The organism is Rhodococcus jostii NBRC 16295 (assembly GCF_001894825.1).
In the GTDB taxonomy this organism is placed as follows: domain Bacteria; phylum Actinomycetota; class Actinomycetes; order Mycobacteriales; family Mycobacteriaceae; genus Rhodococcus_F; species Rhodococcus_F jostii.
In genome coordinates this window covers 1-18170 of sequence record NZ_BCWY01000027.1, presented here as the reverse complement: position 1 = coordinate 18170, position 18170 = coordinate 1, and the positions used below count along the sequence as shown (strand labels likewise).

Here is an 18170-nt window from a genome sequence, read left to right as displayed (position 1 = left end):
CCGTTTTCGGGTATTCGCCCGCCGCGACCCCGGGTTCACATTCGAGTGTCGAGGTACCTCGCGAGCACCGGCCCGATGGCGGCGAGGGACCGAGGCTCGATCATGTCGTTGTGCCCGCAGTCCACCGGGTGCTCGTCGATGCGGCCGCGGACGAGCCGCCGCCACTCCTGCGCCGACCGCGGCCTCGTGTCGGTGTCGTCCGCGCCGACGGCAGGGAAGATGAGCAGGTCGCCGTCGTAGACCTGCGGCACGAACCGGTGGACCAGGTCTCGTGAGTTCTCATAACCGGCGTTGATCCGCTCGAGGTCGTCGCCGCGGAGCCCGGATTCGCTGCCCCACGACTCGTCGAGCAGCCGCGCAGCCTCCTCGTAGGTGAGCTCGCCGTCCGTCTCGACGACCAGGCCGAGTCCACGCAGCAGGTCGTGCATGTCGAGCTTCCCGAACAGCTGATCCGAGCCGTCGTCGGGGTAGCTGTCCATGAGCGCGAGTGTGGCGACGTCGTCACCCGACCTCTGCAGTTCGACGGCCATCGCGTGGGCGATGACCCCACCGAGCGACCAGCCCAGCAGGTCGTACGGCCCCTCCGGCTGGATCGCCTTCATCTCCTCGACGTAGCGGTGGGCGAGTTGTTCGATCGACTGGTATTCGCCGTCGCCGCTGATCGTGGGCAACTGCAGACCGTATGCGCGGCGGTCGGCGGGCAGGTACCGGACGAGGCCCGCATACCCCCAGGACAACCCGATTCCGGGGTGCACGCAGAACAGCGGTCGCCCGGTGCCCTCCGTGCGCAGCGGGATCACGACGGCGAGAGCCTCCTGGACTCCCCCCTCGGCCGACGGCAGCACGATTCTGCGGGCGAGCCCGGACGGTGTGGGGTCCAGGAACATCCATTGCAGGGGAATCTTCCGGTCGAGTCTCTCCTGGAGAGCGGCCACCACCTTGGTGGCGAGCAGGGAGTTGCCGCTCATCTCGAAGAAGTTGTCGTCCGCGCCCACCCGATCGAGACCGAGGATGTCGGCGAACACGTCGACGATCGCTTCCTCCAGGGCGTTCGCGGGCAGCCGGAACCCGGTGCCGGACAGGAACGCGGGGGCGGGCAGTGCGGCGCGATCCAGCTTGCCGACCGGTGTCAGCGGAATCTGCTCGAGCACGACGATCGCGGCGGGCACCATGTGGGCGGGCAGCCGCTCACCGATGAGACGGGTGAGCTCCGCGGTGTCGACGTGCGCGCCGCCGACCGGGCGGACGTAGGAGACGAGCAACGGTTCCCCCACCGGCCCGGCACGGGCGATCGTGACGGCGAACCCGACGTCGGGGTGATCGGTGAGTGCGGCGTCGATCTCGCCGGGTTCGATCCGGAACCCGCGGATCTTCACCTGGAAGTCGCTGCGCCCGACGTATTCGAGAGTGCCGTCGCGGCGCCAGCGCACCACGTCTCCGGTGCGGTACATCCGTTCACAGGGCGAGCCCCAGGGCGCGGCCACGAAACGCGACGCCGTCAGGCCGGGCCGGCGGTGGTATCCGGCGGCGAGGGCGCGTCCCGACACGTACAGCTCGCCGACGACCCCGACGGGCACCGGGCGCAGCCGGGAATCCAGCACGACCTCGGACACGCCGCGGGTGGGTGCGCCCAGCGTGACCGGTTCGCCCGGTACCAGCGCCTCGCTGATGTTCGACATGATCGTGGTCTCCGTGGGCCCGTACGCGTTGAACATCCGGCGGCCGGGTGCCCACCGGGCGACGAGTTCGGGTGGACACGCTTCACCGGCCACGACCAGCGTCCGCAGCGACTCGAACCCGAGGGGGTCCATCGACGCCAGGGCCGTCGGGGTGACGAACCCGTGGGACACCCGCTCCTCGCTCAACAGCGCGGCCAGCTCGGTGCCGCCGTAGATCGTGGGCGGCGCGATCACCAGCGTCGCGCCCGCGCACAACGCCATGACGAGTTCGAACACGGACGCGTCGAAGCTCGGCGACGCGAAGTGCAGGACCCGGGAGTCGGGGGTGACCGCGAGGCGGTCGCGTTCCTCGGCGGCGAGGTTCGCCAGGCCGCGGTGCGTGACGGCCACGCCCTTGGGTGTGCCGGTGGATCCGGACGTGTAGATGAGATACGCGGGGTGCGTGTCGTGCAGCGGCACGGTCCGGTCCGCGTCGGTGACGGGGGCCGCCGACTGCACCCGGATCAGTTCCTCGTCCTCGGCGTCGTCGAGCACGATCCAGGTGACGGTGTCTGGCAGCCGGTCGCGGTGCGCGCGGACGGTCACGCCGGACACCGCTCCGGAATCGGTGAGCATGTGCTCGATCCGCTCTTCCGGGTAGCCGGGATCTACGGGCAGGAACGCCGCACCGCTTCTCGTGACGGCCCAGACCGACAGCACCGATTCGATCGACCGCGGCAAGCTCAGCGCCACGAACGTCCCGGGTCCCGCACCGGCATCGATCAGCCTGCGCGCCAGCCGGTTCGAGGCCTCGTCCAGTTCGCGGTAGGTGACCGCGCGGCCATCGTACGACACCGCCTCGGCGTCCGGGCGCGATGCCGCTGCCGCCAACAGTGCGGGCAGCAGGAGGTTCGGCGCGTCGGCGGCTCCGCGCGCGGGAGTCAGCGCCGCGACTTCGTCGGTGCCGAGGATCTCGACGTCGCCGATCACGACGTCGGGGTCGGCGGTCACAATCTCGAGGATCCGGACGAAGCGGTCCGCGAAGCCCTGCACCGTGCCGGCCTCGAACAGGTCGGTCGCGTAGTCGATCGCGCCCACCATGCCCGCGCAATTCCATCCCGGAGGTGCGCCGTCCGCGTCGAATCGCTCGTCGAGGATGACCTCGAGGTCCACCTTCACGACGTCGAGGGCCGGATCGAGTCCCTGGACGGTCAGCCCGGGCAGTCGCAGGGCGGGGTTCTCGGTGTTCTGGAATTCGAGGGACACCTGGAAGAGGGGCGAGTGCGCGGTCGACCGCACCGGGCCGACGGCGTCCACCACGCGTTCGAAGGGTAGGTCGGCGTGCGCGAACGCCCCGAGATCGACGTCGCGGACCCGCGCGAGCAGGTCGCGGAACGGCTGTCCCGCCTCGATCGGGGTCCGCAGCGCGAGGGTGCCGACGAACATGCCGACGAGGTCGTCGAGCGCCGCCTCGCCGCGGCCGGCGATCGGGGTGCCGATCGCCACGTCGTCGGTGCTGCCCAGCCGGCCGAGCAGGACGGCGAGCGCCGCGTGCACGACCATGAACTCGGTGGACCCGTGCTCACGTGCCGCGGTCCGGATCCGCTCGTGCAGGCCCGCGTCGATCGCGAAGCGCACCCGGTCGCCGTGGAACGACTGCTGGGCGGGACGCCGATGGTCGGTGGGCAGTTCGAGGAGTTCGGGCAGCCCGGACAACGCCGACTGCCAGTACGACAGTTGACGCGAGAGCAGCGACCCGGGGTCGTCCTCCGAACCCAGCAACCGACGCTGCCACAGCGCGTAGTCGGCGTACTGGACGGGCAGCGGGGTCCACCCGGGGGCACGGCCGTGGACGCGGGATTCGTACGCGATCATCACATCCCGCACCAGCGGCGCCATCGAGAAGCCGTCGGCCGAGATGTGGTGCACGACCACGGCCAGCACGTGGGTATCGACCTCGAGGGAGTACAGGTCGAGGGAGTACAGGGCGATGCGCAGCGGCACCTCGGCGGTGACGTCGAAGCCGGCCGACACGAGGCGAGTCAACTCGTCCCGGAGTTGGTGTTCGTCCGCGATCGGGATCGGCGCGAGCGCCGGCGGGTCGGGTTCGAGGACCTCCTGGACGGGTTCGCCGTCGCGGAGCGGGAACCGGGTACGCAACGACTCGTGCCTCGACACCACGTCGGCGACCGCGGACGTCAGCGCATCGACATCCAGGTGCCCGGTGAGCCGGACGATCATCGGGATGTTGTAGGCGGGCGAACTCGTGTCGAACTGGTTGATGAACCACATCCGCTGCTGGGCGTAGGACAGCGGGATCCGGTCGGGGCGTTTCCCGGCGGTCAGGGCGGGACGACCCGATGTGCCCGCTCCCGCGTGCTCGATGCGCGCGGCGAACGCCGCGACCGTGGGCGCCTCGAACAACGCCCGCACGCCGACGTCGGTGCCGAGTGCGGCGCGCAGGCGGGCCACCGCGCGGGTGGCGCTCAGCGAATTGCCGCCGAGGTCGAAGAAGCTCGCGTCCGCACTCACGCGGTCGAGTCCGAGCACCTCCGCGAAGACCTCGGCCACCGTCTCCTCCACCGGATCGGCGGGTGCCCGGTATTCCCCGGGGCCGACGGCGAATTCGGGCGCAGGCAGCGCTGTGCGGTCGAATTTCCCGACGGCGGTGAGCGGGATCTCCGCCAGCACGGTGATCGACGACGGAACCATGTGGGCGGGCAGCCGGTCGGCGAGACGACGGGTGATCCGACCGGTGTCGAGGGCACGCCCGGGCGCGGGCACGACGTAGGACGCGAGGAGGGTGTCTCCGGCCGGACCGCGGTAGGCGACCGTGACCGCGAACCGCACGTCGGGGTCCGCGGTAAGGGTCGCGTCGATCTCGCCGAGTTCGATGCGGAACCCGCGGACCTTCACCTGGAAGTCGCTGCGTCGCAGGTACTCGACGGTGTGTTCGGCGGTCCAGCGCACGACGTCGCCGGTCCGGTACATCCGGTCGCCCGACTGGGCCGGGTTCGCCACGAACCGTTCGGCGGTGAGTGAAGGACGGCGGTGGTAGCCGCGGGCCAGACCCGCTCCGGCGAGGTACAACTCGCCCGGAACTCCCACCGGAACCGGCTGCAACCGGGAATCGAGCACCAGTTCGGTGACGCCGCGGATGGGTCCGCCGATGGTGATCCGCTCCCCGGCAGTCATCGGGTCGCTGATGTTGGACATGATCGTGGTCTCGGTCGGACCGTAGGCGTTGTACAGCCGGCGCCCCGGCGCCCAGCGGGCCACGAGTTCGGGTGGGCAGGCCTCCCCGCCGACGGCGACGTCGGTGAAGTGATCCAGTCCTGTGGGGTCGAGGGATGCCAGCGCGGCGGTGGTGACGAACGCGTGCGTGACACGCCGGTCGCGGATCAGCTGGGCGAGTTCGTCACCACCGAACACGGTGGGCGGCACGATCACCATCGTCGCCGCGGCACCGAACGCCTGCAGGTACTCGAACAGCGATCCGTCGAAACTCGGCGTCGAGAAGTGCAGCGTCCGGGACTCCGCGCCCGCTCCGAAGCGGGCGAGTTGGTCGCGAGCGAAGTTGTCGAGGCCGCGGTGGGTGACGGTCACGCCCTTCGGGGTGCCGGTGGATCCGGAGGTGTAGACGAGGTAGGCGGCGGTGTCGAGTGTGACCGGTGCCGTGCGGTCGCCGTCGTCGACCGGTGCCGCGGACCCGGTCGCGCAGTCGGCGGCGAACGCGGGGTCGTCGAGCACCAGCCAGGTCGTGGTCTCGGGCAGTCGGTCCCGGTGGCCGGCGGTCGTGAGTCCGAGGGCGCAGCCCGAGTCGGTGAGCATGTGGATGATGCGCTCGTCGGGATAGTTCGGGTCGACGGGCACGAACGCGGCCCCGGTCTTCGCCACCGCCCAGATGCACAGCATCGAGTCGATCGACCGTGGGACACCCACGGCCACCGAGATTTCCGGACCGGCGCCCCGCGCGATCAGGACCCGCGCCAGGCGGTTCGATCGCTCATCCAGCTCCCGGTAGGACACCTCGACGTCGCCGGACGACAGGGCGACCGCATCCGGGTCGACTGCGGCGGCGTCCGTGAAGATCCGGGCGAGTGTACGGGTGGAGCCGCCCGCGCCGCCGCGGACCGGCACCAGCTCCTCCTGTTCGCGTTCGGTGAGCAGCGACAGCCGGGCCAGCGGCACTTCGGGGTTCGTGCAGGCACCGAGCACCCGGACCACCCGCACGGCGATGTCCTCGATCGCGCCGGGCGCGAACAGGTCGGGCACGTACTCGAACTTCAGGTGCAGGCTCGCCTCCGCGGACGCGACGAGGCTCAGCGGGTAGTGGGCGGCGTCGCGGGCATCCACCCCGGTCACGCGCAGCCCTGCGATGTCGGTGTCTTCGGACAGCCCGGCGCGATCCACCGGATACGACTCGAACACCGTGAGGGTGTCGAACCCGACGCCGGGTCCCGCGGCGTCCTGGATCTGCGCGAGCCCGGTGTAGTGGTAATCGAGCATCGCCGCCTGCTCCGCCTGCACCCTCTCGAGCAACGCACCCAGCGTCTCGTCCGGGCGCAGCGTGATCCGCACCGGCACGGTGTTGATGAACAGCCCGACCATCGTCTCGATGCCGGAAAGCTCGGGCGGACGCCCGGATACGGTGGCGCCGAACACGACGTCGTCGCGGCCGGTGAGCATCCCGAGCACGACGCCCCACGCCGTCTGCAGGATGGTGTTGAGCGTGAGCCCGCGCGTGCGCGCGAATTCGCGCAGCCGGCCGGTCCGGTCCTCGTCGAGGTCGAACACCCACTCCCGCGAGACGGTGGACAGCTGCCGCGCCCGGTCGGCGGGCACCAGCAGCGTCGGTTCCTCCACCCCGGCCAGGGCGTCCGCCCATGCTCGCGCCGACACGTCGGTGTCGCGTCCCCTCAGCCACGTCAGGTAGTCGCGGTAGTCCCGCACACGCGGCAGCGGTGACGGGTCGCCGTCCGTGGCGTACAGCGTGAGCAGTTCGCGGATCAGCAGGGGCATCGACCAGCCGTCGAGGAGGATGTGATGGTTGGTCGACACCAGCCGGCAGCGACCCCCGGCGGTCCGGATCAGGAGGAAGCGGATCAGCGGCGCGGTGGCCATGTCGAAGGGAGTGGTCCGGTCGGCGGCCAGCAGTCGCTCGATCGCCGCCGCCGCCGCGTCGTCGTCCGATCCGCCGAGGTCGATCTCCCGCCAGGGAACGTCGACCCGGTCCGAGACGACCTGCACGGCGCCGCCGTCGGTGTCGTGGAGGAACGCACTGCGCAGGTTGGGATGCCGCTCGACGAGGGCGCCGGCGGCCCGGTGCAGCCGGGCCGCGTCGACGTCGCCGCCGAGTTCGAGGATCAGCTGGACGAGGTAGGCGTCCACCGACTCGTCGGCCAGTTCGGCGTGGAACAGCATGCCGGCCTGCAGCGGCGACAGCGGCCAGACGTCGGCCATGGCCGGGTAGCGGCGCTCGAGGTCGTCGATCGCGCTCTGGCCGAGGGGGACCAGGTTCAGGTCGGAGGGTGTGAAACCGCCGCCGCCCGACCGGGCGTGCTCGGCGAGGGCCTCGAGCGCCCTCGCCCACAGTCGCGCGAGTTCGTCGACGTCCTCCGCGGCGATCACCCCGACCGGGAACGACCACGTCGCGGTGAGTGCCGGACCGGCGGCGGTGTCGGTGGTCCTGGCGTTCACGTCGACGACGGCCGCCGCGGGCAGCCCCGAGTGCGCGGCGGCGGCCAGTCCGGTGTCGGAGAGCGGCGTCCAGTCGCCGTCCGGGGCGGCACCCGCACCCAGCCTGCCGAGGTAGTTGAAACTCACCTGCGGGTTCGCCCGGGCCGACAGTTCCGGAGCCGTGCGGTCGTCGAGGTACCGGAGGAGCCCGAACCCGATGCCGTGGTCGGGGATCGCGCGCAACCGCTCCTTCACCCCCTTGATCGCGGCACCCGCGGCGGGGCCCGCGGCGAACGCGTCTTCGACGTCCACGCCGCCCAGGTCGAGGCCGACCGGGAAGATCGTGGTGAACCAGCCGACCGTGCGGGACAGATCGGCGCCGGGGACCACCTGTTCCTCACGACCGTGTCCCTCGAGGTTCACGAGAGCGCCGGAGGATTCGATTCCCCGGCCGCGGCGCCAGCGGACCAGCGCCAACGCCAGCGCCGTCAGCAACCCGTCGCCCACATTCCCGTGGAACGCCCGCGGGAGCGACGTCAGCAGCGCCTCGGTGACGGCGTTGGGAAGCTGGACGTCGGTGGCGGAGATCTCGATGTCGGATGCGGTGAGCGGTCGCGACCCGAGGGGCGGGTCGGGGGTGTCGAGCATCCGCCGCCACAGGCCGAGTTCGGCTGTGCGGGACGATTCCTGCGCCACGTCGGTGAGTGCGTGCGCCCACCGGCGCATCGACGTTCCCGTGGCGGGCAGGGTCGGCGTGTCACCCGACAGCACCTGGGCGCAGGCGAGGGCGAGATCGGGGATGAGAATGCGCCACGACACCCCGTCGACCACCACGTGATGGGCGACGATCAGCAACCGTCCGCGGGCGGCCGGGGTCGCGCTGCTCTCGAACCACACCGCCTGCACCATCACCCCCGACTCCGGGTCGAGCCGGCCTGCGGCGGCGTCCAGTTCCCGGGCCGCGGCGTCGGTGAACGAGGCCTCGGCGTCGAGTGGCACCGCACGCACCATGGAGGTCGCCCGCACCCAGCCGGGCGGTGCGGCCGCCATGGTCCAGCCGTGCTCCGCCCGGTCGCTCGGGTACAGCCGGGCGCGCAGGACGTCGTGCCGGTCCAGCACCGCCTGCATCGCCGCGGTCAGTGTGCCCTCGTCGAGTTCGGCGGGGGTGCTGAACAGCGCGGCCTGGGAGTACCGCCGGAAGTCGCCTTCCCGGCCCAGCATCCAGCGCACGATCGGGGTCAGGGGGATTTCGCCGACGCCGCCACCCGGAAGCTCCGCGAGCGCGACGGTCTCCTCCCCCGTGGTCGCGACCTCCGCGAGTGCGGCAACGGTCTTGCGCTCGAACACGTCCCGCGGGGTGATCACGACCCCCGACGCCTTCGCCCGGGTGACGAGCTGAATGGACATGATGGAGTCGCCGCCCACCGCGAAGAACGAATCGTCGACGCCCACCGATTCGAGACCGAGCACCTCGGCGAACAGGCCGGCGAGGATCCGCTCCGTCTCGGTCGCCGGGGCGCGGCCCAGCGACACCCGCTGTCCGAAGTCCGGTTCGGGGAGCGCGCGACGGTCGAGTTTGCCGTTCACGGTGAGCGGCAGGGCATCGAGGATCACCACGGCCGCGGGCACCATGTGCGCCGCCAGCCGGCCGGCGACAGCGTCGACGAGCCCGGCCGGGTCCAGCACCCGGCCCGCCTCGGGCACCACGTAGCCCACCAGACGCTCCCGCCGCGACAGTACCACCGACTGCGCCACGCCGTCGCAGGCGAGCAACGCCGACTCCACCTCGCCGAGCTCGATACGGAATCCCTTCACCTGCACCTGGAAGTCGTTGCGGCCCAGATATTCCAGTTGTCCGTTCGTGTTCCACCGGCCGAGGTCGCCGGACCGGTACATCCGGGAGCCGGGTGTGTGCGGGTCGGCCACGAACCGGGTCGCGGTGAGCGCGTACCGACCGAGATAGCCGCGCGACACCTGCGCCCCCGACACATAGAGTTCGCCGACCACCCCGGGCGGCACCGGATGCAGGCGGGGGTCGAGGACGTACACGCGCAGCCCCGGCAGTCCCCGGCCGATCACCGACGCGGACGCGCGGGCCGCGAGTTTCTCGTCCAGCGGCAGGTGACTGACGTGCACGGTGGTCTCCGTGATGCCGTACATGTTGACCAGCACCGGGGCGGCATCTGCGTGCCGCGCATACCAGCGGGTGAGCTGACCCAGGTCGAGCGCCTCGCCGCCGAACACCACGACGCGGAGGGCGAGGTCGGCGCCGCCGGCCACCCGGTCCGCCTCCGCCAACTGGTAGAAGGCGGTGGGGGTCTGGTTCAGGACGGTGACCTTCTCGTCCTTCAGCAGGTTCAGGAAGGCGTCGGGTGAGCGGGTCGTGAAGTAGTCGACCACCACCAGCCGGCCGCCGTGGAGCAGCGCACCCCACAACTCCCAGACGGAGAAGTCGAACGCCGCCGAATGGAACATGGTCCACACGTCGGAGGAGTCGAATCGGAACAGCGGCTGTGTGTTCGCGAACAGGGCGGCGACGTTGCGGTGCGACACCTGAACGCCTTTCGGCCTGCCGGTCGACCCGGAGGTGTAGATGACGTACGCCACCGCGTCCGGGTGGAGCGGCCCCGTCCGGTCTCCGTCGGTCACCGGCAGCGGCGACGTACGGTCCAGTTCGGCGGCCGTGTCCGAGCTGTCGACGAGGAGGACCGGGACCCCGCTCGCCTCGACCGTCCCGGCCTCGTCCCCGGTGGTCAGCACGCACACGGGCCACGCGTCGGCGAAGACGTACGCGAGCCGCTCCGCCGGATACGTGACGTCGACGGGCACGTACCCGGCCCCCGACTTCACCACCGCGAGGAGTGCCACCACCAGATCCACGGATCGCGCGGCGGCCACGGCCACCAGGGTCTCGGGGCCCGCACCCCGGTCGATCAGCAACCGTGCCAGGCGATTCGACCGCGTGTCCAGCTCCTCGTACGTGAGCGACTCACCTTCGCACACGACGGCCGTCGCGCCGCGGGACAGCTCCGCGGCCCGCTCGAAGAGTTCCGGAAGCGTCGCGTCCGGTGCGGCGGACCCGGCGCGCGGCGGCAGCACCAGCGCCCGCTCCACCGGGTCCAGTATCTCGATGTCGCCCACCGGCAGATCCGCGGTCGCCGCGATCGATTCGAGCAACCGCAGAAAACGCTCCCCGAACCGGATCACGGTGTCGCGATCGAACACGTCCGTCGCGAACCGTAGTCCGGCGGCGAGTCCGGCGGGCGCACCGTGCTCGTCGATCTGTTCGGCCAGGCCGAGTTCCAGGTCGAACTTCGCGACCCCGAGGTCCACGTCGAGCGAGTCGACGGTGAGTCCGGGCAGCTCGAGGTGGGTGCCTTCCGCGTTCCGGAACTCGATGAGCACCTGGAACAGCGGGGCGTGCGACGTGGATCGTTCGGGGGCGAGGTGGTCGACCAGCCGCTCGAACGGGATGTCCGCGTGCTCGAACGCACCGAGGTCCGCCGCCCGGACCGACGTCAGCACGTCACCGAACGACGCCCCCGGGTCGACGACCGTCCGCAGGACGAGCGTGTTGACGAACATGCCCACCACGTCGTCGAGCACGGCCTGACCCCGGCCCGCGACCGGAGTGCCCATCGTGATGTCGTCGGTGCCCGACAGCCGGGACAGCAGCACCGCGAACGCCGCGTGGACGGCCATGAACAGGGTGGCATTGTGCCGGGCGGCGATCGCACTCAGCGACCGGTGCAGTCGCGCGGGCACGTCGAATTCGACGACGGACCCACGGTACGAACGCTGGGCGGGCCGCGGCCGGTCGACCGGGATCTGCAGTACCTCGGGCACACCGGACAAAGCGTCGGTCCAGTACCCGAGTTGCCGCGACATCACCGAATCCGGTTCGTCCTCCGCGCCGAGAACGTCGCGCTGCCAGACGCTGTAGTCGGCGTACTGCACCGGCAGCGGTGTCCAGCCGGGTGTCTCCCCGACGGTGCGGGCGGTGTAGGCCAGCATGACGTCGCGGGCGAGCGGCCTCATCGAGAACCCGTCGGCGGCGATGTGGTGCACCACGATGGCCAGGACGTGCTGCTCGGCGTCCAGCTCGAACAGGGCCGCGCGGAAGGGTATCTCGTCGCTCACGTCGAAGCCGGTGTCGACGAGGGCCGCGAGGGCGTCCCGCAGGTCGCGGCCGCCGGACACCGCCACCGGGTCGAGGCTCGGGGTGGCCCGCCCGGGGTCGACGATCACCTGGTGCGGTCCGTCGGCCGAGCCGGGGAACACGGTGCGCAGCGATTCGTGCCGCTCCACCACGTCGCCGACCGCCCCGAGCAACGCGTCGTGGTCGAGGGCGCCGGTCAGTCGCAGGGCGATCGGAATGTTGTAGGCGGGCGAGGACGTGTCGAACTGGTTCACGAACCACATGCGTTGCTGCGCCAGCGACAGCGGTATCCGGTCGGGACGCGGTCGCACCGCGAGCGCCGCCGGCCGGGTGTACGCCGGCGACGCCGAGTCGATCCGCACCGCCAGATCGGCGACCACCGGTGCGTCGAACAGTGCGGCCACGCCGATCCCGGCGTCGAGGGCGGAGTTGATGCGCGCGACCGCCCGGGTGGCACTGAGCGAGTCTCCTCCGAGCTCGAAGAAGCTGTCGTCCGCGCCGACCCGCGGGGCCCCGAGCACGTCCGCGAACACTTGTGCGACGGCCTCCTCGACAGGTGTGGTGGGCGCCCGGTAGCCGATCGTCGCCGAGACGAATTCCGGTGCGGGCAGCGCCTTCCGGTCCAGCTTGCCGACGGGTGTCAGGGGGATCTCGTCGAGCACCACCACAGCGGCGGGCACCATGTACTTCGGCAGGATCCGGCCCGCGAACGCGAGGATGTCGGGCGCCGCCACCTCCTCGCCGTCGTGCGGCAGGACGTAGGACACGAGCGCCGTGTCCCCCAGCGGTCCCGGCCTGCCGAGGGTAGCGGCGAAGTCGAGATGCGGGTGGGTGGTGAGAACCGAATCGATCTCCCCGAGTTCGACGCGCTGACCGCGGATCTTCACCTGGAAGTCGCTGCGCCCGAGGTACTCGAGCGTGTGGTCGCGGCGCCACCGCACGACGTCCCCCGTGCGGTACATGCGGCCGCCGCCGTAGGGGTTGGCGACGAACCGTTCCGCGGTGAGCGCCGGCCGCCGGTGGTAGCCGCGGGCCAGTGCCGGTCCCGCAATGTACAGTTCGCCGGGCACCCCGGCCGGAACCGGCTGCAACCGCGAGTCGAGGACGGACAGCGCGACGCCGCGGACGGGGCCGCCGATCGTGACCGGCTCACCCGGGGTCAGCGGCCGGCTGAACGTGGTGAGGATCGTGGCCTCGGTGGGACCGTAGCCGTTGAACATTCCCCGATCGGTACCCCACGTGGCCACCAGTTCGTCGCCGACGGCGTCGCCGGCCACGACGAGCGCCTCGAGATGCTCGATCCCGTCGGATTCGACGGTGGCGAGCACGGCCGGGGTGATGCAGGCGTGGGTGACGCGTTCGCGCCGCAGCAATTCCGCGAGTTCCGCGCCGCCGTAGACGTCGGGCGGCGCGATCACGAGTGCCGCACCGGCCGCACACGACTGGACGAGTTCGAGGATCGCCACGTCGAAACTGGGGGAACAGATGTGGAGACACCGAGATTCGGGCAACACGGTGTAGTGCTCCGTCTGCTCGGTGAGTAGGTTCGCCAGCCCGCGATGGGTCACGACGACGCCCTTCGGCCGGCCGGTGGACCCTGACGTGTAGATCGCGTAGGCGGCGTGGTCGACGTCGAGCACCGACCGGCGGTCGACGTCGGTGACGCGGGCGGCGGACCAGGTGCCGGCGAAGGACGGTTCGTCCAGCACCAGCCACGGCACCGTACCGGGCAACCGGTTCCGGTGAGCCGAGGTCGTCACGCCCAGTGCCGCACCGGAATCGGCCAGCATGTGCTCGATGCGGTCGGGGGGATAGTTCGGGTCGACGGGCACGAACGCCGCACCCGCCTTCGCGACCGCCCACACGGCGAGCACCGATTCCGCAGATCGCGGGAGTCCGAGCGCGACGAACGTCTCCGGTCCGGCACCCTGTTCGATGAGCACGCGGGCCAGCGCGTTCGACCGCGCGTCGAGGTCGCGGTAGCTCGTCTCCCGCCCGTCGAAGACGATCGCGGGCGCGTCCGGCCGGTCACCGGCCGCCGCGGTGAGGATCTCGGGCAGCGTTCTCGGTGGCCCGGCGGGGGCGCCGGGGACCGCGGTGAATTCCTGGAGTTCGGCCTCCGACAGCAGCGTGAGGTGTGCGACGGGGGTGTCGATGTCCGACAGCAGGATCTGCAGCACGCGCGCGACCCGGGCCGTCACCGACTCCGCGAAATCGCTGTCGAAGACGGTCGGCTGATACCGCAGTCGTAGGTGCAGTCCGGTGTCGACGTGCGCCATCAGGGTGAACGGATAGTGGGTGGAATCGATCCCGTCGATCCCGGCGACGCGCATGCCGTCGATGTCGGTGTCCTCGGACAGCCCCATGCGGTCCACCGGATACGACTCGAACACGGTCAGCGTGTCGAATGCGGCGCCCTCCCCGACTGCGTGCTGGATCTCAGTGAGGCCCACGTAGTGGTGGTCGAGCAGGGCCGACTGTTCGGCCTGGAAGCGCTGCAGCAGTTCCGCGAGCGTCTCGTCGCGGCGCAGGCGCAGCCGGACGGGCACCGTGTTGATGAACAGCCCGACCATGGACTCGATCCCGGTGACGCCCGGTGGGCGCCCGGACACGGTGGCCCCGAACGTCACGTCCTCGCGGGTGCCGAGCGTGGTCAGCACCAGCCCCCACGCCACCTGCACGAGGGTGTTCGTCGTGAGCCCCCGCTCGCGGGCGAGCGCCTCCAGCGCGCGGGTCTTCTCCTCGCTCACGTCGAGGCGCACGTCCTCGGGTTCGGCGAAGCTGTGCTCACCGCGTGTCGCGGGTGCCACGAACGTCGGCTCGTCCGCGCCCGCCAGGGCGGCTACCCAGGCGGCCGTGGACCGCTCGTGGTCCTGCCCGCCGATCCACTGCAGGTAGTCGCGGTAAGACGGGACGCGGGGCAGGGCCGCGGGGTCGCCACCGGTGGCGTAGAGGATCAGCAGATCCTTGATCACCAGCGGCGTCGACCAACCGTCGAGGAGGATGTGGTGGTGAGTGAGGACCAGCCGGTACCGGTCGGGTGCGGTGCGCAGCAACGAGAACCGGAGCAGCGGAGCCTCGGACATGTCGAACGGAACCGCCCGGTCGGCGGCCATGAGCGCGGCCAGTTCGGTGGCGACCCGGGTCTCGTCGAAGTGGGTGAGATCGACGTCGGTCCACGGTGCGGTCACCGCATCCACGACCACCTGCACCGGGCCGCCGCCCGTGTCGGCGAAGGCCACGCGGAGATTCGCGTGCCGGTCGAGCAAACCCTGTGCAGCGCGTTGCAGCCTCGCCGAGTCGACGCTGCCGCGGAGGTCGAGGACCAACTGCACCTGATACGCGTCGAGCCGGTGTTCGGACAGTTGCGCGTGGAACAGCAGACCCGCCTGCAGTGGTGACAGCGACCAGATGTCGGCGAGGTCCGGATAGGCGTGCTCGAGCCGGTCGATGTCTGCCTGCCCGACGGACACCAGGTCGAGATCGGACGGTGTCAGCCCGCCCGCGTCCGGCCTGCGCGCGTGCTCGGCCAGCGATGTGAGTCCCCGAACCCACAGTGCGGCAAGCTCGTCCACGTCCTCGGCCGCCAGCACTCCGGTCGGGTACGACCACGTCGCCGTCAGCACCGGTTCGCCGCCGCGGACCGTGGTCGCGGCGTTGACGTCCACGACCCAGGCTGCGGGCATGTCGTGGTTCTGGGTGCCGCCGAGGTCCGTGCGTCCCTCGACGGGCAGCCAGGGCACGTCGCCCGCGCTCGTCGCCACCCGGCCGAGGTAGTTGAAACTGATCTGCGGCGGCCGGAATCGGCTCAGTGCTGCCGACGTGCCCGGGTCCAGGTACCGCAGCATGCCGTAGCCGATGCCGTGATCGGGGATCGCGAGGAGTTGTTCCTTGATCGCCTTGATCGCGGCGCCGGCCGGGGCTGCCCCGGCGAGGGCGGCGTCGACGTCGATGCCCGTGAGGTCGAGGCGAACCGGGAACAGGGTGGTGAACCAGCCGACGGTGCGGGACAGGTCGGCGCCGGGAACGACGTGGTCTTCGCGGCCGTGGCCCTCGAGGTTGATCAGCGCTCCGGCCGTCTCCACTCCGCGTTGCCGCCGCCACCGGATCGACGCCAGCGTGAGCGCGGTGAGGAGGCCGTCGCCGACGGCGCCGTGGAACGCCGCGGGCAGGGTGGTGAGCAGTGCCTCGGTGACGTCCGCCGGCACGTCGACGGTGACACGCCCCGTGGTGGCGTCGACGTCGACCGCCGGATCCAGCGGCCGGGAGCCGAGGAGTGGATCGGGGCCGTCCAGGATCGACCGCCACCGTTCACCCTCGGCGAGCCGGTCCCGCACGGTGTCGGTGAGTCCGTTCGCCCACCGTCGCATCGACGTTCCGACGGCCGGCAGCGCGGCGAGCAGCCCCTCGGCGACCCGGGCGTGCGCCGACGCCAGGTCCGCAATCAGGATCCGCCAGGACACGCCGTCGACGACGAGATGATGCGCGACCAGCAGCAGACGTCCCTGCCCGCCCGGGCCGTCGAACCAGAGCACCTGCAGCATGCTGGCCGACACCGGATCCAGACGGTCGGCCGCCGCGTTCAGTTCGGCTGCGGCGACGGCATCGAAATCGCCGGCGTCGAACGACGGCACGGGCACGTGATGGATCAGCGCGTCGGCCGACACCGACCTGGTGGGCAGCACCGTCATCCGCCACTGCCCGTCCCCGTCGACGTCGAGTCGCGCGCGGAGCATGTCGTGGCGGTCCAGCACCGCGTCGACGGCCGCGACGAGATCGTCACGGCGCAACCGGGGCGGCGCGGTCACCAGCACCGCCTGGGAGAACCGGCCCAGCCGGCCGCCGGAGCGCCCCAGCATCCACGCGACGACCGGTGTCAGCGGGACCGGGCCGACGCCACCGCCGGGCAGTTCCTCCAGCACCACGGCATCCGCGCGCTCGTAGTGGGCCACCTCGGCGAGACCGGCCACGGTCCTGCGCTCGAACACGTCTCGCGGCGACAGGAGCAGACCGGCGGCCTTCGCGCGAGCCACCAACTGGATCGACATGATGCTGTCGCCGCCCAACGCGAAGAACGAATCGTCCACCCCCACGAATTCGAGTCCCAGCACGTCCCGGAACAGGTCGGCGAGCAGCGTCTCCGTCTCGGTGCGGGGCGGCCGGCTGTCGATGACGGCGACACCGAAGTCCGGTTCCGGCAGCGCCTTCCGGTCGAGTTTGCCGTGAACCGTCACCGGGAGCGCGGCGATGACCACCACGGCGGCGGGCACCATGTACGACGCGAGCCGCTCACCCGCGAACTCCAGCAGCGCTGCCGGATCCACGTCCGCGCCGGGTTCGGGCACCACGTACCCGATCAGCCGATGACCCGCGTGGCCGTCCCGGCGCACGTCCGCGACCGCCGCCGCCACGTCCTCGTGCGCGAGGAGTGCGGATTCCACCTCGCCGAGTTCGATCCGGAACCCGCGGATCTTCACCTGGAAATCGGTGCGCCCGAGGTACTCCAGTTGCCCGTCCGCCGTCCAGCGCACCAGGTCGCCGGTCCGGTACATCCGGCTTCCCGGTGGCCCGAAGGGATTGGCCACGAAGCGTTCCGCGGTGAGGGCGTGCCGCCCGTGATACCCGCGCGCGAGCGCAGGACCGGCGAGGTACAGCTCCCCCGCGACGCCGGCCGGCACGGGATACAGCCGCGCGTCCAGCACCGCTTCGGTGAAGCCGAGCGTCGGAGCGCCGATCGTGACGGGTTCGCCCGGCGCCAGCGCGGTGCTGATGCTCGACACCACCGTCGCCTCCGTCGGCCCGTACGCGTCGAACATCCTTCGGCCCGGTGCCCAGCGGGCCACCAGTTCGGGCGGGCAGGACTCACCGCCGGTCACGACGCACTCGACGCTCTCGAGGCCGGCGGGATCGACCGACGCGAGGGCCGCAGGTGTGACGAAGCAGTGCGTGACCCGTTCGCGCCTCAGCAACTCCGCCAGTTCGTCGCCGCCGTACACGGACGGGGACGCGATCACCATCGTCGCGCCCGGACCGACCGCGAGCATCAGCTCGAGCACGGACGCGTCGAAGCTCGGCGACGCGAAGTGCAGGGTCCGGGATTCTGCTGTCGTACCGAACGTGTCCTGTTCCGTCGCAGCGAAATTCGACAGACCGCGGTGGGTGGTCACCACGCCCTTCGGTCTGCCCGTGGATCCCGACGTGTAGATCACGTACGCCGGGTGGTCGACGTGCAGCGCCGACGTGCGGTCGGTGTCGGTCACCGCCGACGCCGGGAACAACGACAGTTCGGCCTGGGTCGCGGGGTCGCCCGGCACCAGCCACGGGATCGACGCCGGCAGGCCGGGTCGCAGCGCGGCCGTGGTGATGCCGGTGACGGCGCCCGAGTCGGTGAGCATGTACTCGATGCGCTCGGCGGGATGGCCGGGGTCGACCGGCAGGAACGCGGCCCCGGTCTTGGCGACCGACCACACGGCCAGCACGGACTCGATCGACCGCGACAAACACAGCGCCACCACGTGTTCCGGTCCGGCGCCGTGGTCGATCAGCAGCCGGGCGAGCCGGTTCGACCACTCGTCGAGGTCCCGGTAGGACACCTGGCGGCCCTCGAAGGACAGCGCCGCCGCTTCCGGGTCCGCCGCGGCGGCCGCCGCCAGCAAGTGCGGCAGCGTGCGTGC

At 71.2% G+C, this 18170-nt stretch carries 1 protein-coding gene; it reads right to left on the bottom strand.

The genetic code is table 11. The annotated features are described in order from the left end of the window. Positions 1 to 35 precede the first annotated feature (35 nt). The coding region (locus RJ1_RS18625) for a non-ribosomal peptide synthase/polyketide synthase (protein ID WP_073362403.1) at positions 36 to 18170 on the bottom strand (18135 nt) is incomplete at its 5' end.